Annotated in this window: 2 protein-coding genes; both read right to left on the bottom strand. The window is 68.7% G+C overall.

Annotated elements, in window-relative coordinates; genetic code table 11:
• Positions 1 to 12 precede the first annotated feature (12 nt).
• On the bottom strand, positions 13 to 12,336 hold the full coding sequence (locus tag PI990_RS14670; RefSeq protein WP_271661093.1) for a non-ribosomal peptide synthase/polyketide synthase: 12,324 nt from the start codon (positions 12,334 to 12,336) through the stop codon (positions 13 to 15).
• Positions 12,336 to 23,420, bottom strand: a complete 11,085-nt coding sequence (locus tag PI990_RS14665; RefSeq protein ID WP_271661092.1) for a non-ribosomal peptide synthetase — start codon at positions 23,418 to 23,420, stop codon at positions 12,336 to 12,338. Before PI990_RS14665 ends, PI990_RS14670 begins: the two co-directional genes overlap by 1 nt.
• Position 23,421: the final 1 nt, after the last annotated feature.

Raw genomic sequence — 23,421 nt, 5'->3', positions numbered from 1 at the left:
CGCAACGAATACTTAGGCCGCCTGCGCGACGCAGTGCTCGATCAGCGCCTCCAGTTCGGCCTGGTAGGCCTGCATCAGTTGCTCGACGGTCTCGACGCGGTAGCGGCGATTGCTGAAGACACAGCGCAAGGCCAGCTGCCCGTCGTACACCTGCCCGACGATTTCCAGCCAGTTGCCCAGTGCGGCCATGGGGCTGTAGCAGCTGCCATAGCTCTCGGCCGCCGGCACCAGCATGGCCTTGTCGTCGAAGCTCTGGTCGAACTGCCCCAGGTAGTTGAAGGTGACCCGCGCCTGGGGGGCGGCGCTCAACTGCGCGGCGACCTCCGGGCCACTCAGGTGGCGCAGGACGCCATAGCCGAGCCCCTTGTTCGGCACCGCCGCCAACTGGCGTTGCACGGCCCTGACCGAAGCGCCAATGTCGTCGTCCAGCCCCGGGGTGAGGCGCACCGGGAACATGCTGGTGAACCAGCCGACGGTGCGGCTCAGGTCGATGTCGGCCACCAGGTCCTCACGCCCGTGCCCTTCCAGCTGGATCAGCGCCGAGGCTTGCCCGCTCCAACGGCACAGCACGCGGCCCAGGGCCGCCAGCAGCACGTCGTTGATCTGCGTCCGATAGACCGCCGGCACCTGCTTGAGCAGCTGCTGGGTGTGCACCTCGGACAGGGTCAGGTGGGCCACCGCCTGGTGCCGCACCTGGTTCTTGCCCCGCGGGTTGTCGCAAGGCAGCTCGCTGCCCGGCTGGCGCGCCTGCGCGAGCCAGTAGTCCCGCTCCTCGGCCGGGAAGCTCTCGGCATAGGCGCCCAGGCCTTCCGCCCAGGCACGGTAGCTGCTGGTGCGGAACGGGAAGCTTGGCGCCTCGCCCCTGTCGTAGGCCTCGTAGGCCATCTGCAGGTCCTGCAGCAGCACCCGCCAGGAGACGGTGTCGATGACCAGGTGATGGATCACCATCAGCACCCGGGTCTCGCCGTTGGCCATGGCCACATGGGCGGTGCGCCAGACCGGGCCGTCGTGCAGGTCCAGGCTGCGCTGGACCTCCTCGGCGAACAGTTCCAGCTCCGCCTCGTCCACGACCTCCCGTTGCCAGAGCAAGGGCTCCGACGCCCAGAGCGCCTGCATCTCCGCCAACGGCTGGTAGTGCTGCAGGTTGCGCCCGCCAACCTCGGTGAAGCGCAAGCGCAGGGCGTCGTGCTGCTGGACGATGCTGCGCAGCGCCAGCTCCAGGGCCGCCAGGTTCAATGCCTGGCGTGCGCGCAACATCAACGCCTGGTTGAAGTGGTGAGGCTCTTCCATGCGCTCGTCGAACAGCCACTGCTGGATCGGAATCAGGTTGAACTGGCCTTCGGCAGCCACCTGGGTGGTGTCCGCCTGGGGCTGATCCGCAACCGGTCGCTGCCCGAAGATCGCCTCGATGGTCTGGTGGCGCATCAGGTCCCGCAGCTTCAGCTCCATGTTCAGCTCCGGGTGGTTACGCACCCTCGACACCACCTGCAGGCTGAGGATGGAGTCGCCCCCCAGCTCGAAGAAGTTGTCGGTGATGCCCACCTGCTCCACCTGCAGCACCTCGGCCCAGACCTGCGCCATCAACTGCTCGTCGCGGGTCCGCCCGGCCACGTACTGGGTGCCCTTGAACTCGGGCTCCGGCAGCGCCTGGCGATCGAGCTTGCCGTTGGGCGTCACCGGCAGGCGCGGCAGGCAGATGATCTGCGCCGGCACCATGTAGTCCGGCAGGCTGGCCCGCAGCTCGGCTTTCAGGCGGTCGCCGATGGGCTCGCCGCCCGGCGTCACCACGTAGCCGATCAGTTGCTTGCCCGAAGCGCTGTCACGGGCGACCACGAGGGCGTCGCCGACATCGCCCGACTGGCGCAGGCAGGCCTCGATCTCACCGAGCTCGATACGGAAGCCCCGTACCTTGATCTGGTGATCGATGCGGCCGACGTAGTCGAGCACGCCATCGGCGCGGCGGCGCACCAGGTCGCCACTGCGGTACATGCGATCACCCGGCTTGCCGAAAGGATCGGGCACGAAGCGCTCGGCGCTGAGCCCGGCACGACGGTGATAGCCACGGGCGACGCCTTCGCCACCGATGTAGAGCTCGCCGGCGATTCCCGGTGGCAACGGGTTGAGGTTCTCGTCCAGCACATAGAGCGTGCGCTGCCCCACCGCGCGCCCGATGGGCGCATAGGCGGCTTCGCAGCGGGTGCTGGCCGGCACCTTCCACAGCATCGGGGTGACCACGGTCTCGGTCGGCCCGTAGCCGTTGGTGAAGTAACGGGGACGCAGGGCGGCCTTCACCTGCTCGAAGGTCTGGTCCGGCACCGCGTCGCCGCCGAAGCAGTACACGCGCACCGGTGGCGGGGTCAGCCCGCTCTGCTCCGCGTATTCGGCCAGCTGCTTGAGGTAGGCCGGCGGGAAGCAGGCGATGCTGATGGCGTGCCGGTGCAGGGCCTCGAAGGTCTGTTCGGGCGTCCACAGTGCACCGTCGCGGATGACCAGGGTGCCACCGCTGAACAAGGTGCTCAGCCAGCGCTCATGGGCCCCGTCGAAGGCGAACGACATGAAGTGCAGCTCGCGGGTCGCGGCCTCCATCTCGTACAGCCTGGCGATCGCCTGGCAATGCATGCTCAGCGGGCCATGGGTCACCGCGACGCCCTTGGGCCGCCCGGTGGAGCCGGAGGTGTAGATCAGGTAGGCCAGGTTCTGCGCCAGCAGGCCGCTGTGCAGCGGCTCGGTGCTGCCGGCCCATTCGTCGAAGCCATCCAGCAGCAACACCTGCGGGCCATCCACCCGGGGCAACCGCTCCTGCACGTCGCTGTGGCTCACCAGCAGCGCCATGGCGGAGTCTTGGATCATGAAGGCCAGCCGTTCCGCCGGGTAGTCGATGTCGAGGGGGACATAGGCCGCCCCGCTCTTCATCACCGCCAGGAAGGCCACGACCGTCTCCACCGAGCGCTCCAGGGCCACGCCGACCACGTTCTCCGGGCCTGCGCCAAGCGCCAGCAGGCGGTGGGCCAACCGGTCCGAAAGGTTCGCCAGCTCGCCATAGGACAGTTGCCGCTCACCGCAGACCAGCGCCACGGCGTCCGGGCGCTCGGCGGCGTGGCGGGCGATCAGCTCGGGCAGCAGTGCCGTCGGCTGTTCATCGGCCACGGGCGCCGCGCTCCACTGGGCGAAGGCCTGCTGCTGCACGGGCGGCAGCAGCGCGAGGTTGCCCAGGGCCACGTCCGGCGAGGCGATCAGCACTTCCAGCATGTGCTCCATGGTGACGCGGATACGCTCCACCGCCTCGACGCTGAACGCATTGCGCAGGAACAGGTACTCGATGGACAGCCGGTCCCCCAGGTGCACCGCCAGGTCCATGGGGAAGTTGGTCACATCGTGGTTGCGGGACGCACCGAAGCTCAGGCCGGTGTCGTTCTCCTCGCCCAGGCGTTCGTCGATCGGGTAGTTCTCGAACACCAGGATGCTGTCGAACAGCCCCTGGCCGCCCATCCCGGACCAGCGCTGGATATCCGCCAGGGGGGCGTGGGCGTGCTCGCGGATCTCCAGGTTGTACGCCTGGAGCTGCTGCAGCCATTGCACCAGGGGCTGCTCCGCCCGCAGGGTCTGGATCACCGGCAGGGTGTTGATGAACAGGCCCAGGATGCTGTCGGCGTTGGCCAGGCTGGCCGGGCGCCCCGCCACGGTGGCGCCGAACACCACGGTGGATTGGCCGGTGAAGCGTTGCAACAGCAGCAGCCAGGCGCCCTGGATCAGGGTGTTGGGGGTGATGTGCAGGTCGCGGCAGGCCTGCTGCAGGCGGCGGGTCTGCACCTCGTCCCAGCGGGTGTACAGGGCGTCGTGGCCGGGCAGGTCCTGCACATGCCGGGGGAAGACCGACTGGCCGAGGAAGGTGGCCTGCTCCAGCTCGCCCAGGCGTGCCCGCCAGAACGACTCCAGGCTGTTCCCATCCTGCCGCTTCAGCCAGGCGATGAAGTCCCGGTATGGCCCGTTGCGGCTCGCGACCTGGCCCTTGGCATAGAACTGCATGACCTCGCCGAACAGCCGCGAACTGCTCCAGCCGTCCATGAGGATGTGGTGGCAGGTCCAGATCAGCTGGTGGCGCTGCTCGTCCAGGCGCAGCAGCAACACGCGCTGCAAGGGTGCCTGCGCCAGGTCGAAGCCTTCCCGGTAGTCGGCCTCCGCGCGCTCGGCGAGGGCCTCTTCGCCCTGCTCGCGCTGCCGCCAGTCTTCCTGCCGCAGGTCCAGCGCCACATGGCGGTGGACGATCTGCACCGGCTCGCTCGAGCCGCTCTGCCAGTGGAAGCTGGTCCGCAGGATATCCTCGCGGGCGATCACCTGCTCCCAGGCCCAGGCGAAGCGCTCGGCGTCGAGGCCCTCGACGGGCAGGCTGATCTGGTTGACGTACAGCCCGGTGGCGTCGTCGGCCAGGCTGTGGAACAGCATGCCTTCCTGCATCGGCGACAGCGGGTACACATCCTGGATCTGCGGCACCGCTACCGGCAGCGCATCCAGCTGCTTCTGGTTCAGGCCGGCGAGCGGGAAGTCGGACGGCGTCAGGCCCTGGATGCCCTCGTCGCAGCAATGGTCGATCAGCCGCTCCAGCGCAGCGCCATAGGCGCCCGCCAGGCGCTCCATCACGGCGATGTCGAACACCTCGCGGCTGAAGGTCCAGTCCAGGCTCAAGCGGCCATCGAAGACCTTGCCGTTGATGGTCAGCCAGTTGCCCAGGGGCACATCGTCGCCGTGGCCGTCACCGCTGCCCTCCTCGCCCGGCACGAACAGCGCCTGCTCGTCGAAACTCTGGTCGAACTGGCCCAGGTAGTTGAAGGTGATACGGGCCTGGGGCAGCCCGGCCAGGCGCTGCTGGATATCCGGCGCGCCCAGGTGGCGCAGCACGCCATAGCCGAGGCCCTTGTCCGGCACGGCCCGCAGCTGCTCCTTGATGCGCTTGATCGATTCCCCCGGGTTCTCCGAAGGGGTCAGCAGCACCGGGTACAGGCTGGTGAACCAGCCGACGGTGCGGCTCAGGTCGATGCCGTCGAAGATCTCCTCGCGGCCGTGGCCTTCCAGCTCCACCAGGCAGGCCGGCTGGCCGGTCCATTGGCAGACGGCCGTGGCCAGCGCGCTGAGCAGCAGGTCATTGACCTGGGTGCGATAGGCCGACGGGGCCTGCTTGAGCAGGCGCTGGGTCTGCTCGACGCTCAGCGACAGGCTCACCGAATGCCCATGCGCGGAGGCCTGGCTGCCTTCGGGGTTCGCCCTGGGCAACTCCGGCAGGGGCTGGTCGAGGCGGCTGGTCCAGTAGGCCAGCTCCCGCTCCAGCGCATCGCTTCCCGCATGGTCGTGCAGGCGCTCGGCCCAGGTCCTGAATGCCGTCGACTTGGCCGGCAGCTTCACAGCCTCGTCGCGCGACAGCTGCTCGTAGGCGCTCTGCAGGTCTTCCAGGAGGATGCGCCAGGACACGCCATCCACCACCAGGTGGTGGATGGCCAGGTGCAGGCGCGAGCTGCCATCGGCCATGTCGATCAGGCTGCAACGCAGCAACGGCCCCTGTTGCAGGTCCAGGCTGCGTTGCGCACGGTTGGCCAGGGCGACGAGCTCATCGGCATCGCGAGCGGTGCCTTGCCAGACCTCGAGCGGTTGCGCAGCCACGACCGCGTGGCGGGCCTTCCAGCTGCCGCTGGCGGTCTTGTGGAAGCGCAGGCGCAATGCATCGTGATGGGCGACGACCGCTTCGAGGGCCGCACCTAGCCGCGCGACGTCGAGCGGCTCGCGCGGCGTCAGCAGGATCGACTGGTTCCAGTGCTGCGGCTGGGCGATTTCGCTGGCGAGGAAGCCCTGCTGCATGGGCAGCAGCAGGCTCTCTCCGGTGACCGGCCCCTGGTCCGCCAGGTTCGCGTCGCCCTGCTGGGCGACCTGGGCCAGGGCCTGGATGGTCTGGTGCAGGAACAGGTCGCGAGGCGCCAGGACGATGCTCCGCTGGCGGGCGCGGCTGACCACCTGGATCGAGTTGATCGAATCGCCACCCAGGGCGAAGAAGTTGTCGGTGATGCCCACCTCGGGCACGCCGAGCACCGCCTGCCAGATTTCCGCCAGGGTCCGCTCGACCTCGCTGCCGGGTGCCACATAGGCGCTCTGCGCCTCGTCCAGGCTCGGAACCGGCAGCGCCTTGCGATCCAGCTTGCCGTTGGGGCTCAGCGGCATGCGCTCCAGCGCGGTGATGTGCGGCGGCACCATGTGCTCGGGCAGGGTGCGCTGGAGGTGCGCGACCAGTTGCTCACGCAGGAGCGGCCAGTCCGGCGTTTCTCCCTGCAGGACCAGGTAGGCGCTGAGGTACTTGCCGCTGCGCCCGTCCAGGGCGACGACCACGGCCTCGCGCACGCCGTCATGGTCCAGCAGGCGCGCTTCGATCTCGCCCAGCTCGATACGCAGGCCACGGATCTTCACCTGGTGGTCGATACGACCCAGGTAGTCGATGACGCCATCGGCGCGGTAACGGGCCAGGTCACCGGTGCGGTACAGCCGTTCGCCCTCCACGAAGGGGCTGGCCACGAAGCGCTCCGCGGTCAGCGCGGGGCGGCGATGGTAGCCACGGGCAAGGCCCTGGCCACTGAGGTAGAGCTCGCCGCTGACGCCGACCGGCACCGGGTTCAGCTCGGGGTCGAGGATGTAGGTCATCAGGTTGGCGATGGGCTCGCCGATCGGCACCGCCTCGCGCCCTTCGTCGCGGCAGGTCCAGTGCGTCACGTCGATGGCCGCTTCCGTCGGGCCATACAGGTTGTACAGGGCGGCGCCGGGCAACCGGGCGAACACCTGCTGCTGGGCATCCACCGGCAGGGCTTCGCCGCTGCAGACGATGCGGGTCAGGCTGCGGCAGCGCCCCGCGTTCTCGTCCAGCAGGAAGGCCTGCAGCATCGAGGGCACGAAATGCAGGGTGGTGATGGCCTCGTCCTCGATCAGCCGGATCAGCTGCGCGGGGTCGCGGTGGGCACCCGGCTCGGCGACCACCAGGCGCACGCCGTACATCAGCGGCCAGAAGAACTCCCAGACCGAAACGTCGAAGCTGAACGGCGTCTTCTGCAGCACGCTGTCACCTTCGCCGAGCCCGTAGGCGTCCTGCATCCAGCACAGGCGGTTGGTCAGCGCGCCATGGCTGTTGCCCGCGCCCTTGGGCTTGCCCGTGGAGCCGGAGGTGTAGATCACATAGGCCAGGTTCGAGGCGGCGAGCGGCACCTCGAGGTTGCCGGCCGGGTAGCCCTGCAACCGCGCCTCGCCATCGTCCAGCAGCAAGGTCTTCACGCCACCGGGTATCGGCAGCTGATCCTGCAGCCCGGCCTGGGTCAGCAGCAGCTCGATGCCGCTGTCCTCGATCATGTAGGCCAGGCGTTCGCGAGGGTATTCCGGGTCCAGCGGCACATAGGCGCCGCCAGCCTTGAGGATGGCCAGCAGGCCCACGACCATGTCCAGGCTGCGGTGCACCGAGATCCCCACCAGGGAGTCGGCGGTCACGCCCTGTTCGATCAGGCGGTGCGCCCAGCGGTTGGCCCGCGCGTTGAGCTCGCCGTAGCTGAGGGCCTGGCCGGCGAAGACCAGCGCACAGGCCGCGGGCTTCGCCGCCGCCTGCGCCTCGATCAGGTGATGGACCGGCTGGTGGTTCGGGTAGTGGGCGCCGGTGCGGTTCCACTCGTAGAGCATGTGATGACGCTGCCCGGCGTCCAGCAGCGGCAGCTCGCCGACGGCCTGGCTGGGGCTGGCGACGATGCCGCGCAGCAGGTTCAGCCAGTGCTGCCCCATGCGCTCCACGGTGGCGCGGTCAAACAGGTCGGTCGCGTAGGACAGCGCGGCGGAAAGGCCCGCCTCGTACTCGAAGGTGTCCAGCGTCAGGTCGAACTGCGCGGTGCCGGCATCCCAGCTGAGCTCTTCCAGCGCCAGGCCGGCCAGGGACGTGACCTCGCGCTGCACCTCGCCGCCGTGGTTGAACATCACCTGGAACAGCGGGCTGTGGCTCAGGTTGCGCGCCGGTTGCAGCGCCTCCACCAATTGTTCGAAGGGCAGGTCCTGGTGCGCCTGGGCCTGCTGGGCGGTGTGGCGCACCTGGCGCAGCAGCGTCGCGAAGGGCGCGTGGCCGTCGACCTGGGCCTTGAGCACCTGGGTATTGACGAAGAAACCGATCAGGCCTTCGGTCTCCAGGCGGTTGCGGTTGGCGATCGGCACGCCGACACGGATATCGCCCTGCCCGCTGAAGCGGTGCAGCAGCACCTGGAAGGAGGCCAGCAGCACCATGAACAGGCTGCAGTTCTCGCGCTGCGCCAGTTGCTTGAGGGCAACCGCCAGGCTCGGCTCCAGGGCGATGGCGATGCGCGCGCCGCGATAGCTCTGTTGTGCCGGGCGCGGCCGGTCCGTCGGCAGCTCCAGGACGGGCTGCTCGCCTCCCAGTTGCGCGCTCCAGTAGGCCAGCTGGCGGGCCTGTTCGCCCTCCTCCAGCCAGCGCCGCTGCCAGTGGCCGTAGTCGGCGTACTGGATCGGCAGCTCCGGCAGCGCTACGGGCTGGCCCTGGCTGTGGCCGACATAGAGTTTCAGCGTCTCGTCGATCATCACGCGCATCGACCAGGCATCGGAAACGATGTGGTGCTGGGTGAGTACCAGGACATGGTCGTCCTCGGCCAGCCGCAACAGCTTCACCCTCAGCAACGGGCCGGCCTGCAGATCGAACAGGCGCCGGGTCTCGGTCTCCACCGCCGCCCGTATCGCCTCGTCGCTCGCGTCGGCGGCCAGCGCCTCGACCTCGATCACCACCGGTGCCGCCGGGTGGATCACCTGCAGGGGCCGCTCGCCGTCCAGCACGAACGTGGTGCGCAGGCTTTCATGGCGCGCGACCAGGGCGGCGAAGCTGCGCTCCAGCGCGGGCAGGTCCAGGGCGCCGCGAAGGCGCAGGGCCGCCGGGATGTGATAGGCGCTGCTGGTGGGCTCCAACTGCCAGAGAATCCATTGCCGTTGCTGGGCATGGGAGAGTTCCAGCGGCTGCTCCCGGGAAACCCGGGGGATCGGTTGCTCGACCGGCTGCATGTCCGCTTCCAGGGCACGCGCCAGGGCATCGAGCTCGGGATGGGCGAAGAGCAGGCGCAGCGGTACCTGGGCCTGCAGGGCCTGGCGCAGGCGCGCCATGACCTGGGTGGCGAGCAGCGAATGCCCGCCCAGTTCGAAGAAGCTGTCGTGCACGCCGACCCGGTCGACGCGAAGCACCTGCGCCCAGACCTCGGCGATGGTCCGCTCCAGTTCGGTGCGCGGCGCCACATAGGCCTTCTGCCATTGCCGCGCATCGGGCCTGGGCAGTTGCTTGCGGTCCAGCTTGCCGTTGGGCGTGAGGGGGAAGCGCTCCAGCAGCACCGTGTACGCGGGCACCATGTAGTCCGGCAGCTTCAGGCGCAGGCGGTCGTTGAGGCCGTCACGCAGCCGGGCCTGGGCGTCGGCATCTTCGGCAGCCGGCATGTCGCGGGGCACGACATAGGCCACCAGCACCTGCCCGCCCGGGGCGTCCTGCGCCACCACGGCGACCTCGCGCACCTCGTCCTGCTCCTGCAGGCGCGCCTCGATCTCGCCCAGTTCGATGCGGAAGCCACGGATCTTCACCTGGTGGTCGATGCGGCCCAGGTACTCGATGATGCCGTCGGCACGGATACGGGCCAGGTCGCCGGTACGGTACAGGCGCTCCCCAGCCTTGAAGGGATTGGGAATGAAGCGTTCGGCGGTCAGCCCCGGGCGCTGGAAGTAACCGCGCGCGAGGCCGTCGCCGGCGATCAGCAGTTCACCGGCCACGCCATGGGGCACGGGGGACAGGTCGGCGCCGACCACATAGAGCGCGGTGTTGTCGATGGGGCGTCCCAGCCAGGGCTCGGGGGCCTCCTGGCCAAGACCGTGGATGGCCGACCAGATGGTGGTCTCGGTCGGCCCGTAGAGGTTCCACACCTCGCCGCCCAGGGCCAGCATGCGGGCCGCCAGCTCTCGCGGCAGCGCCTCGCCGCCACAGAGGAAGGTGCAGCCACGCAGGACCTCTGCCCGCTCGTTGTCCAGCAGCATGCGCCAGGACGAAGGCGTCGCCTGTAGCACGTTCACCTGCTCGCGTTCCACCAGGTCCAGTACCGCGTAGGGGTCCTGGGCGACCTCGGGTCCACTCAGCACGATGCGCGCGCCGACCATCAGGGGCACGTAGATTTCCAGGCCGAAGATGTCGAAGGAGAAGGTGGTCAGCGACAGCACCCGGTCCCCGGCCACGACGCCCGGAACACGGGCCATGCTGGCGACGAAGTTGGTCAGCGCGCCATGGCGCACCATCACGCCCTTGGGGCGCCCGGTGGAGCCCGATGTGTAGAGGGTGTAGGCGAGGTTTTCCGCTTCGATCCGGGTGGGCAGGTCCGCGTCGGGGAAGGCATCCAGCGAGTCGCCCAGTTCGTCCAGCAGCAGTGCCCGCACCGTCGTCGGTACCGGCAGGCGCTCGGCCAGCGCGCGCTGGGTCAGCAGCAGCTCGATGCCGCTGTCCTCGATCATGTAGGCCAGGCGATCCTCGGGGAACGCCGGGTCCAGCGGCAGGTAGGCGCCGCCGGCCTTGAGGATGGCGAGCAGCCCCACCAGCATGTCCACGCTGCGCTCCACCGAGAGCCCCACCAGCACGTCCGGCCCCACGCCCAGCTCGACCAGCCGGCCGGCCAGGCGATTGGCGCGGAGGTTGAGATCGGCGTAGCCCAGTCGTTCTCCGCCGATCACCAGGGCGATGGCGTCGGGATCACGCGTCACCTGGGCCTGGAACAGCTCATGGACGAAACGCGCCTCCGGCAGCGCGACCGCCGTGTCGTTCAGCTCCACCAGCATCGCCTGCTGCTGGCTCGCATCCAGCAGCGGCAGCTCGCCGACGGCCTGCTCCGGCCTGGCCAGGATGCCGCGCAGCAGGTTCAGCCAATGGCCGGCCATGCGCTCCACCGTGGCGGCGCAGAACAGATCGGTAGCGTAGGTCATGGAGGCGCTGATGCCGTCGGGATGCTCGAGCGTCTCCAGGGTCAGGTCGAACGACGCCGTGCGGGTCTCGCCCTGCAGCCCCTCGACCCGCAGCCCAGCCACCGGCGCCCCGCGTGCAGGGCCCTCCGTCTGGTGGTTGAACAGCACCTGGAACAGCGGCGTATGGCTGAGGTTGCGCTCCGGTTGCAGCGCCTCCACCAATTGCTCGAACGGCAGGTCCTGGTGGGCCTGGGCCCCCAGCGCCGCCTGCTTGACGTCCTGCAGCAGCGCGCGGAACGGCGCCTGGCCGTCGACCTCGCTGCGCAGGACCTGGGTGTTGACGAAGAAGCCGATCAGGCGCTCGGTCTCCACCCGGTTGCGGTTCGCGGTGGGCACGCCGACGCGGATGTCGTCCTGCCCGCTGTAGCGGTGCAGCAGGGCCTGGAAGGACGCAAGGAGCAGCATGAACAGGCTGACGCCCTCACGCTGGGCCATCTGCTTCAACCCGGATGACAGGCCGTCGTCCAGCGCGACCTCCAGGCGCGCGCCGCGGTAGCTCATCACCGCCGGGCGCGGGAAGTCGGTGGGCAGTTCCAGCACCGGCTGCCGGCCGCCGAGCAGGCCCGTCCAGTACTCCAGCTGCCGCTCGCGCTCGCCCGCCTCCATCCAGTGCCGCTGCCAGATGGCGTAGTCGACGTACTGGATCGGCAGCGGCGGCAACTCGGGCGCCTGGCCACGGCTGAAGCCGGCATAGAAGGTGACCAGCTCCTCCACCATGACCTGCATCGACCAGCCATCGGAGACGATGTGGTGCAGCACCACGATCAGCAGGTGATCGTCATCGGCCAGGCGCAACAGGCGGACGCGCAGCAGCGGCCCGTTCTGCAGGTCGAAGAGCTGCTCGGTCTGCTCCTCGATCAGTTGGCGCAGCTGCTGGGCATCCGGCACCTGCGCCAGGGGCTCGGCCACCAGCGTCAGCGGTGCCGGCGAGCCGACCCGCTGGAAGGTCGCCTCACCGTCCTGGACGAAGGTGGTGCGCAGGCTGTCGTGCCGCGCGACCAGGGCGTTGAAGCTGCGTTCCAGCGCCGCCACATCCAGCGCGCCATGCAGGCGCAGGGCGGTGGGCATGTGGTAGGCGGCGCTGTCCGGGTCGAGCTGCCAGAGGAACCATTGGCGCTCCTGGGCGAAGGACAGCGGCAGGCTGTCGAACGCATCGCTCACCGGCGGGATCGGCAGGTTCGCCGGCGACACGTTTTCTTCACGCATCTTCTGCAGGTACTGCCTGCGCTTCTCCAGTGGCAACGTGATGAAGCGCCTGGCGATGCGTAAAGCAACCGTGTTGTCCATCAAACCTCCTCCATTTCATCGAGCAGGGCCTCGAGCCTGCTCAATGTCGACGTACTCGTTGGCGCCCCGGTCTGTTGCAGCTGGGCGACGAAGTCCCCAAGTACCGGGTGCTGGAATATCAATTGCGGGGTGAGGCTCATGCCCAGCTCCAGTTGCAGGCGCGACACCACGTTCACCGCCAGCAACGAGTGCCCACCCCGTTCGAAGAAATCGTCGCCGAGCCCGACCTGATCGAGCTTCAGCACGTCCTGCCAGATGGCGGCGACCTTCAGCTCCAGCTCGCTGCCGGGTGCCACGTAGGCCACCTGCAGCGGGCGGGCATCCGGCGCCGGCAGTGCCTTGCGATCCAGCTTGCCGTTGGTGGTCAGCGGCAGGCGGTCCAGGAACACCACCTGGCCGGGCACCATGAAGTCCGGCAGGTGATCGGCCAGGCGCGCCTTCAGGCGTTCGCCGAGCACCGCTTCGGCCGGCTCCAGCGCACCTTCCTCGGCGACCACATAGGCCACCAGGGCCTGGCCATCCGGGGCCAGGACCACGGCTTCACGCACCTCCGGCTGGGCCCGCAGGCGGGCCTCGATCTCGCCGAGTTCGATGCGCAGGCCACGGACCTTGACCTGGTGGTCGATGCGCCCGATGTATTCGATGACGCCATCCGCGGCGTAGCGCACCAGGTCCCCGGTGCGGTACAGCCGCCCGCCCTCGCGACCGCTGCGGGCGAAGGGGTCGGGTATGAAGCGCTCGGCGGTCAGCGCCGGTCGCTGGTGATAACCACGGGCCAGCGAATCGCCGGCGATGTACAGCTCGCCCACGGCGCCAATGGCACAGGGCTGCAGCGCGCAGTCGAGAACATAGGTGCGCACGTTGCCCAGCGGGCGGCCGATGGCGACCGTGCGGCGCTCGTCACCCTCGGCGGCTGCCACGAGGTGGCTGGTGCTGTCGATGGTGGCTTCCGTCGGCCCGTAGAGGTTGTGCAGCTCACCGTCGAACAGTGCCATCGCCTGGTCCGCCAGGTGCTGGCCCAGGGCCTCGCCGCCGCAGAGCAACAGGCGCAGGGTGACCAGCTGCTCGCGCCGGGCCAGGGGCAGCAGGGCCTGCAGCAGCGAGGGGGCGAGCTGCAGGACGCTGATCCGCCAGCGCGCCACCTCGGCCCAGAGACGGGTCAGGTCGAGGTTCAGGTACGGGCTCGCCAGGACCAGCTGCGCACCGCTCATCAACGGCAGCCAGAATTCCCAGACCGAGGCGTCGAAGCTGATCGCGGTCTTCTGCAGCACGCGGTCCTCGGCCTGCAGCGCCAAGCGGTCCTGCATCCACGCCATGTGGTTGCTCAGCGCGCTGTGGCGGATGCCGACGCCCTTGGGGCGCCCGGTGGAACCGGAGGTGTAGATCACATAGGCCAGGTTCTGCCCGTCCGGCGAAACCGCCGGGTCGCGCTCGTCGCGGCTGGCCAGCGCTTCGTCCAGGCCATCCAGCGCCAGGCAGCTCACGCCGCTGTCGGCGAACCGCGCCTCCAGGGCGCGCTCGCTGAGCAGCAGGGCGATGCCGCTGTCCTCGACCATGTAGGCCAGGCGGTCCTGCGGGTAGGCCGGGTCCAGCGGCACATAGGCGCCACCGGCCTTGAGGATCGCCAGCAGCCCGACCACCATCAGCGGCCCTCGCTGCAAGGCGAGCCCCACCAGCACATCGGGGCCCACGCCGCGTTCGATCAGCAGGTGCGCCAGGCGGTTGGCTTGGGCGTTGAGCTGCCCGTAGGTGAGGCTCTGCCCCTCTGCCAGCACGGCCACGGCCTGGGGCTGGCGATGTGCCTGGAAGGCCACCCACTGGTGCACCTGGCGCGCATCCCGCGGCGCGGTCTCGGTGGCGTTCCACTGCTCCACCACGCGGGTGTGCATCGGCGCGTCCAGCAGGCCGAACTCGCCGAGACGACGCTGGGCGTTCGAACCGGGCATCTGCATCAGCAGGTGCACCATCTGGTCACCGAGGCCCTGGATCGATTCGCGGGAGTAGCAAGCGTTGGCATAGGTGAAGTGCAGGTTGAGGATGTCACTCAGATGAACGGCCAGGGTCAGCGGGAAATTAGTTTGTTCCCGGTTGCCCAGGGCGCCGAAGCCGAGCCCGTCCGGTGCGCTGTCCTGCAGCGCCTGGGAGACCGGGTAGTTCTCGAACACCAGCAAGGTGTCGAACAGGCTGTCCCCGCCCTGCCCCGCCCAGCGCTGGATGTCGTACAGCGGCGTGTGCTCGTGCTCGCGCAGCGCCAGGTTCTGCGCCTGCAACACCTGCAGCAGGTCGACGAGGGGTTGCTCGGGGCGCGGGCTGGCGATCACCGGCAAGGTGTTGATGAACAGGCCGATCTGCTCCTGGATGCCCCGCAGTTCGGCCGGGCGACCGGCCACCGTGGCGCCGAACGCCACGCCGTCCTGCCCCGTGTGGCGTTGCAGCAGCAAAAGCCAGGCGGCCTGCACCAGGGTATTGAGCGTGACCTTCTGCTGCCGGGCGAACTCGCCCAGGCGCTGGCATTCCTCCCGCGAAAGCGAGCGGTGGAAGCTGTCGTGGCTGGGCTCGTCGGCCCGGGAGGCGCGCGGCTGGTCCGGCCCGGCCAGGCGGGTCGGCGCGTCCAGGGCCGCCAGTTGGCCGCGCCAGAAGGTTTCGCTGGCGACGGGGTCGCGCCCCGCCAGCCAGGCGATGTAGTCGCGGTAGCGCCCACCCTGGCGCACCACCTGCTGCCCCGCATAGCGCTGCAGCACCTCGCCGAGCAGCTGCGAATTGCTCCAGCCATCCATGAGGATGTGGTGGTGGGTGTAGACCAGGTGCCAGGCGCCTTCGCCGACCTGCACCAGGGCCAGGCGCAGCAAGGGCGCACGGGCCAGGTCGAAGCCCTGCTCCAGCTCGGCGGTCGCCAGGGCATCGAGCGCGGTGGCCAGGTCATCGCGGCCACGCCAGTCGTGCCGTGCGAAGGGAACCTCGACCTGGCGCTGGACGACCTGCAGCGGTCGCTCCAGGCCACCCTCCCAGATGAACCGGCTGCGCAGGATGTCGTGGGCCTCCACGGCTTCCTGCCAGGCCCGCTGGAAACGCTCGGGGTCGAGCCCCTGCATGTCCAGGCGCATCTGGTTGATGTAGTGGCCGGTGCCCGGCTCATACAGGCTGTGGAACAGCATGCCCTGCTGCATCGGCGTCAGCGGGTAGAGGTCGTCGACCTCGCGGGCGGAAACCGGCAGCGCATCCAGCTGCCCCTGGCCAAGCCCGGCCAGGGGGAAGTCCGAGGGCGTCACGCCCTGGTTGATCGGCTGGGCGCAGTGTTCGATCAGCTGCTCCAGCTCGGCGGCATAGTCATCGGCCAGTCGCTGGATCGTCTGCTCGTCGAACTGCTCGCGGCTGAAGGTCCAGCCCAGGCTCAGCTCGCCGTCGTACACCTGGCCGTTGAGGCTCAGCCAGTTGCCCAGGGGCGCCAGCGGGCTGTGGTCGGCGCCGGAACCCTCGCGGGCCGGGCGGAACAGTGCCGCCTGGCTGTCGTCGAAGCTGCCGTCGAACTGGCCGAGGTAGTTGAAGGTCAGGCGCGGCTCGGGCAGCGCCCGCAGCGCGGCACGGGCGCTCTCGTCCCCCAGGTAGCGCAGCACACCGAAGCCCGTGCCCTTGTCGGGAACGGCCCGCAGCTGCTCCTTGATCGCCTTGATCGACGCTGCCAGGGCGCCCGCCGGCGTGAGCTTCACCGGGAACAGGCTGGTGAACCAGCCGAGGGTGCGGGTCAGGTCGATGTTGGGGAACAGCTCCTCGCGACCATGGCCCTCCAGCTGGATGAGGGTGTTCGGCTGCCCGGTCCAGCGGCAGATCACCCGTGCCAGCGCGGTGAGCAACAGGTCGTTGACCTGGGTGCGGTAGGCCTTGGGGGCCTCCTGCAACAGGCGACGGGTCGCCTCCCGGCCCAGCTGGGTGAACAGGGTGTGCGCCAGGCGCGCCTCACGGGGTGCATCCGGGTGTTCGCAGGGCAGTTCGGCACAAGCGTCCTGCAGGTGCTCCTGCCAGAACCCCAGCTGCCGTTGCAGGGTTTCGCTGCGGGCATGGCGCTGCATCTGCTCGGCGAACGCCTTGACCGAACTGGTCTTGGACGGCAGCCGCACCGGCTCGCCGCCCTGCACTTGGCGGTAGGCGGCCTGCAGGTCGTCGAAGAGGATGCGCCAGGAGACGCCATCGATCGCCAGGTGGTGGACCACCAGCTGCAAGCGTTGGCTGCCGTCCGCCAGGGTGGCCAGCACCGCGCGCAGCAGCGGGCCGTCCTGCAGGTCCAGGCTGCGCTGGGCCCGCTCGAGCAGCGCGTCCAGGGCGGCGGCATCCGCGACACGGGCCTCCCAGAGCAGGCTGGCGTGTGCCCAGTCCTGCTCCTGGCGGTCGAGGTCACGGTGGGTAGCTTCCCAGCCTTCCACGCCCTCGACGAAGCTCAGGCGCAGGGCATCGTGATGCCTGACCAGGCTGCGCAGGGCCTGCTCCAGCACCCCGGGCTGCAACGGGCTGGCCGGGGCCAGCAACACCGACTGGTTGTAGTGATGGCGTTCGGGGATGGGCTCGGCGAAGAAGGCTTGCTGGATCGGCAGCAAGGGCGTGCTGCCCAGGACCGGCCCCTGGTCCACGACGAACGCTTCGTCGCCCACCTGCGCAACGCCGGCCAGTGCCTGGATGGTCTGGTGCTGGAACAGGTCCTTGGGCGTGATGCGGATGCCGTCCTGACGGGCGCGGCTCACCACCTGGATGGAGATGATCGAGTCGCCGCCCAGTTCAAAGAAGTTGTCGTTGAGCCCTACCCGCTCCAGCTTCAGCACGTCCTGCCAAATCACCGCCAGGCGCTGCTCCAGCTCGCTTTGCGGCGCCACGTAGTGCTGCTGCACCTGGCTCGCATCCGGTTGCGGCAGCGCCTTGCGATCCAGCTTGCCGTTGGCGGTCAGCGGCCAGTGCTCCACGAACAGCAGGTGCGTCGGCACCATGTAGTCCGGCAACTCGGCCTTCAGCTCGGTTTTTAGGGCGTCACGCAATACCCCGGCATCCTCCAGCGGACTCGCTGGCAGCACGTAGCCCACCAGCTGCGTGCCGGTCGGCCCTTCATAGGCCAACACCACAGCCTCACGCACGGCATCCAGTGCGGCCAGGCGCGCCTCGATCTCGCCCAGTTCGATACGGAAACCACGAATCTTCACCTGATGATCGATCCGTCCCACGTATTGGATGACGCCATCGCTGCGGTACTGCGCCAGGTCGCCGGTGCGGTACAGGCGCGCACCGGGCTCGCCGAAGGGGTCGGGGATGAAACGCTGTGCGGTCAGGTCGCCCCGGTTCAGGTAGCCCCGCGCCAGGCCGGCACGGCCTACGTAGAGCTCGCCGATGCAGCCACGGGGCACGGGGTTGAGATCGCCATCGAGCAGGTACCAGGACAGGTCCGGGATCGGCTCACCAATCGGGCTGCTGGCGTCATGCTCCAGGTCCGCCAGGGACAGCGGTCGGTAGGTGACGTGCACCGTGGTCTCGGTGATGCCGTACATGTTGATCAGCTGCGGCGCGGTATCGCCGAAACGTTCGAACCAGGGGCGCAGGCTGTGCACGTCCAGGGCCTCGCCACCGAACACCACATAGCGCAGTGCCAAGGGGCGCGAATCGGCGCACGCCACCTGCATCAGCGGCTTGAAGGCCGAGGGCGTCTGGTTGAGCACGGTGACACCGGTGCTCACCAGCAGCGCGTGGAAGTCCTGCGGCGAACGGCTCACGTCGTGGGGCACGATCACCAGCTCGCCGCCGTAGAGCAGCGCGCCAAAGATCTCCCAGACCGAGAAATCGAAGGCATAGGAATGGAACAGCGACCAGACGTCCTGTACGCCGAAGTCGAACCAGCCTTCGGTGGCCTGGAACAGCCGCATGATGTTGCTGTGGGGCAGCAGCGTGCCCTTGGGCTTGCCGGTGGAGCCGGAGGTGTAGATCACATAGGCCAGGTTGGCCGGCGACATCGCCACCTGCGGCTCATGCTCGGGGTAGCCCGTTGCGCCCTCCAGCATCAGCGCATCCACCGCCGCCGGGATCGGCAGGCTTTGCAGCAAGGCTGGCTGGGTCAGCAGCAGGCGGATGCCGCTGTCCTCGATCATGTAGGCCAGGCGGTCCTCGGGGTAGCTCGGGTCCAGGGGCACATAGGCGCCACCGGCTTTGAGGATCGCCAACAGGCCCACCACCATTTCCAGGCTGCGTTCGACAGCGAGGCCCACCCGCACATCCGGGCCCACGCCGCGCTCGATCAGTTGGTGAGCCAGGCGGTTGGCCCAGGTATCGAGTTCGCCATAGCTCAGGGTCTGCGCCTCGAAGCGCAGGGCAATGGCCTCCGGGCGCAGGCGCGCCTGCTCGGCGATGCGCTGGTGGGCGCATTGGGTGACGTCGAAATTACGGGCCGCCGGGTTCCACTGCTGCAGGTTCGCCTGGCGCTCCTCGGCATCGAGCAGGGGCAGTTCGCCGACACGGCACTGCGGGTCGGCGACGATGCCGCGCAGCAGGTTGAGCCAATGGCCGGCCAGGCGCGAGACAGTGTCTGCATCGAACAGGTCGGTGGCGTAGGTCAACGAGGCGGTGAGTTCGCCGGCTGCTTCCAGGGTGTCCAGGGTCAGGTCGAACTGGGCGGTGTGGCTGTCCCAGTCCTGCGCTTTCAGCGTCAACCCGGGAAGGGACGGCAGCGCCTCACGACCGGCGCTCTGGTGGTTGTAGAGCACCTGGAACAGTGGGCTGTGGCTCAGGCTGCGCTCCGGACGCAGGGCATCCACCAGTTGTTCGAAGGGCAGGTCCTGGTGCGCTTCCGCGCCCAGCGCCGCATCCCGGGCCTGCCCGAGCAGATCGGCGAAGCGCACCTGCCCATCGACCTGGACCCTGAGCACCTGGGTGTTGACGAAGAAGCCGATCAGGCGCTCGGTCTCCACGCGGTTGCGGTTGGCGATCGGTACGCCGACGCGGATATCCGCCTGCCCGCTGTAGCGATGCAACAGCGCCTGGAACGAGGCCAGCAGCACCATGAACAGGGTCACGCCCTCGCGCTGCGCCAGCTGGGCGAGTTGCCCGGCCAATGCCGGCGGCAGCTCGATGGCCAGGCGGGCACCGGCGAAACTCTGCTGGGCCGGGCGTGGGCGGTCGGTGGGCAGCTCCAGCAATGGGTGCTCGTCGCCCAGGGCGGCGGTCCAGTAGGCCAGCTGGCGTTCGCGCTCACCCGCCTCCATCCACTGGCGTTGCCAGGCGGCATAGTCCGCGTACTGGATGGGCAAGGCGTCCTGGCGCACTGCCAGGCCCTGGCCATGGGCCCCATAGCCCTCCATCAGCTCCTGCACCAGCAGCTGCATCGACCAGCCATCGGAGACGATGTGGTGCTGGGTCAGCACCATCACATGCGCCTGCGGCGCGATGCGCAGCAGGCCGACCCGCAGCAGCGGGCCCTTCTCGAGGTCGAAGGGTTCGCTGACCTGCTTCTGCACGAAGGCGCGGATGTACGCCTCGTCTGCGCCCTCTTCCACCTCGGGCGACAGCACCAACGGCAGGTCGGGGTGGATCAGTTGACGGGCCTGCCCATCGCTCTGGACGAAGGTGGTGCGCAGGCTTTCGTGACGCTGCACCAGGTCCGCGAAGGCCCGTTGCAATGCCTCGATGTCGAGCTCGCCCTCGATCCGCAGCGCTGCAGGAATGTGGTAGGCGGCGCTGCCCGGTTCCATCTGCCAGAGGAACCACTGGCGCTGCTGGGCATAGGACAGCGGCAGGCTCTGCCCGCGATCCACCCGTGGAATGGACAGGGTCTGCACACCTGCGGATTGTTCCAGCACCTTCACGCAGGCCTTGAAGTCGGCATTCTCGAACAGCTGGCGAAGCTGCAGGTCGAGCCCCAGCTCCTGGCGAATCCGCGACACCATCTGGGTGGCCAGCAACGAGTGCCCGCCCAGCTCGAAGAAGTTGTCGTTGAGCCCTACCCGCTCCAGCTTCAGCACGTCCTGCCAGATCACCGCCAGGCGCTGCTCCAGCTCGCTTTGCGGCGCCACGTAGTGCTGCTGCGCCTGGCTCGCATCCGGTTGCGGCAGCGCCTTGCGATCCAGCTTGCCGTTGGCGGTCAGCGGCCAGTGCTCCACGAACAGCAGGTGCGTCGGCACCATGTAGTCCGGCAACTCGGCCTTCAGCTCGGCTTTCAGGGCGTCACGCAGTGCTGCGGCATCCTCCACGAGGTCCGTTGGCAACACGTAGCCCACCAGCTGGGTGCCGGTCGGCCCTTCATGGGCCAGCACCACGGCCTCGCGCACGGCATCCAGTGCGGCCAGGCGCGCCTCGATCTCGCCCAGCTCGATGCGGAAACCACGGATCTTCACCTGATGATCGATCCGTCCCACGTATTGGATGACGCCGTCGCTGCGGTACTGCGCCAGGTCGCCGGTGCGGTACAGGCGCGCACCCGGCTCGCCGAAGGGGTCGGGGATGAAACGCTGTGCGGTCAGGTCGCCACGGTTCAGGTAGCCCCGCGCCAGGCCGGCGCGACCTACATAGAGCTCACCGATGCAGCCACGGGGCACGGGGTTGAGATCGCCGTCGAGCAGGTACCAGGACAGGTCCGGAATCGGCTCACCAATCGGGCTGCTGGCGTCATGTTCCAGGTCCGCCAGGGACAACGGCCGGTAGGTGACGTGCACCGTGGTCTCGGTGATGCCGTACATGTTGATCAGCTGCGGCGCGGTGTCGCCGAAACGTTCGAACCAGGGGCGCAGGCTGTGCACGTCCAGGGCCTCGCCACCGAACACCACATAGCGCAGTGCCAAGGGGCGCGAATCGGCACACGCCACCTGCATCAGCGGCTTGAAGGCTGAAGGCGTCTGGTTCAGCACGGTGACGCCGGTGCTCGCCAGCAGGGCATGGAAGTCCTGCGGCGAACGGCTCACGTCGTGGGGCACGATCACCAGCTCGCCGCCGTAGAGCAGCGCGCCGAAGATTTCCCACACCGAGAAATCGAAGGCATAGGAATGGAACAGCGACCAGACGTCCTGGGGGCCGAAGTCAAACCAGCCTTCGGTGGCCTGGAACAGCCGCATGATGTTGCTGTGGGGCAGCAGCGTGCCTTTCGGCTTGCCGGTGGAGCCGGAGGTGTAGATCACGTAGGCCAGGTTGGCCGGCGACATCGCCACCTGCGGCTCGTGCTCGGGGTAGCCCGTCGCGCCCTCCAGCAGCAATGCATCCACCGCCGCCGGTATCGGCAGGCGCTGCAATAGCTCGGGCTGGGTCAGCAGCAAGCGGATGCCGCTGTCCTCGATCATGTAGGCCAGACGGTCCTCGGGGTAGCTCGGGTCCAGGGGCACATAGGCGCCACCGGCTTTGAGGATCGCCAACAGGCCCACCACCATTTCCAGGCTGCGTTCGACAGCGAGGCCCACCCGCACATCCGGGCCCACGCCGCGCTCGATCAGTTGGTGAGCCAGGCGGTTGGCCCAGGCATCGAGTTCACCGTAGCTCAGGGTCTGTGCCTCGAAGCGCAGGGCAATGGCCTCCGGGCGCAGGCGTGCCTGCTCGGCGATGCGCTGGTGGGCGCACTGGGTGACGTCGAAATCACGGGCCGCCGGGTTCCACTGCTGCAGGTTCGCCTGGCGTTCCTCGGCATCGAGCAGCGGCAGTTCGCCGACACGGCACTGCGGGTCGGCGACGATGCCGCGCAGCAGGTTGAGCCAATGGCCGGCCAGGCGCGAGACAGTGTCTGCATCGAACAGGTCGGTGGCGTAGGTCAGCGAGGCGGTGAGTTCGCCGGCTGTTTCCAGGGTGTCCAGGGTCAGGTCGAACTGGGCAGTGTGGGCGCTCCAGTCCAGGCTCTCCACCCGCAGCCCCGGCAGTTGCAGGGCTTGGCCCGCCGCATTGGTCTGGTGGTTGAACATCACCTGGAACAGCGGGCCATGGCTGAGCTGACGCTCGGGGGCCAGGGCCTGCACCACCTGCTCGAACGGCAGGTCCTGATGCGCCTGCGCACCCAGGGCGGCCTGTTTGACCTGCGCCAGCAGATCGGTGAAAGGCATGTCGCCACGGATATCCGCATCCAGCACCTGGGTATTGACGAAGAAGCCGATCAGGCGCTCGGTTTCCACGCGGTTGCGGTTGGCGATCGGCACGCCGACGCGGATGTCCGCTTGCCCGCTGTAGCGGTGCAGCAGGGCCTGGAACGATGCCAGCAGCACCATGAACAGGGTCAGCCCCTGGCGCTGGGCCAGCTCGCGCAACGCCGAGGCCAGCGCGGTCTCCAGCTGCAGGTCCAGGCGCGCACCGCGATGGCTCTGGACCAGCGGTCGGGCACGGTCGGCCGGCAGCGACAGCACGCTGCCGGCATCGCCCAGCCGTTCGGTCCAGTAGGCCAGCTGGCGCTCACGCTCGCCGGCTTCCATCCACTTCCGCTGCCAGATCGCGTAGTCCGCGTACTGGATCGGCAGCGGCGCCAGCGCAGCCGCGCGACCGCTGGCATGGGCGAGATAGAGCTCGATCAGGTCCTCGACCATCACCTGCGAGGAGGCGCCGTCGGAAACGATGTGGTGCAGGGTAAGGACCAGCACATGGTCGTCCTGGGCCAGCCTCAGCAGCTTCAGCCGCACCAGCGGCCCCCGCTGCAGGTCGAACGGGCGGGCGACTTCGTCATCGACGAACGCCTTGATCGCCCCCTCGTCGACAGCGCCTTCGAGGGCCTGGACCTCGATCGCCAGGCGGCCGGCCTCGACCACCACCTGGCGCAGGCCCTGCCCGTCCTCGACGAACACCGTGCGCAGGACCTCGTGGCGTTCGAGCAGGCCGTCGACGCTGCGTTGCAGCGCCTCGGCATCCAGGGCACCCCGCAGCCTCAGGGCGGTAGGCATGTTGTAGGCGGCGCTGTCGGGGTCCAGGCGCCAGAGGAACCATTGGCGCTCCTGGGCGTAGGACAGCTCCAGCGAGGGGAACTCGTGGCGCGTCACCGGTATCGGCAGCGCCGAGAAGCTCATGTTCTTGCTGCGCAGCTTGTCCAGGAAGGCCTGGCGCTGTGCCAGCGGCAGGCGGATGAAACGCTGCACCAGGGAGAGGTTGTCGGGTTGGGTCATG

It is taken from the genome of Pseudomonas sp. TUM22785 (assembly GCF_028198105.1).
GTDB lineage: Bacteria > Pseudomonadota > Gammaproteobacteria > Pseudomonadales > Pseudomonadaceae > Metapseudomonas > Metapseudomonas solani.
The sequence above is the reverse complement of the archived record's forward strand: the minus strand, read 5'-3'. Positions and strand labels throughout refer to the sequence as shown.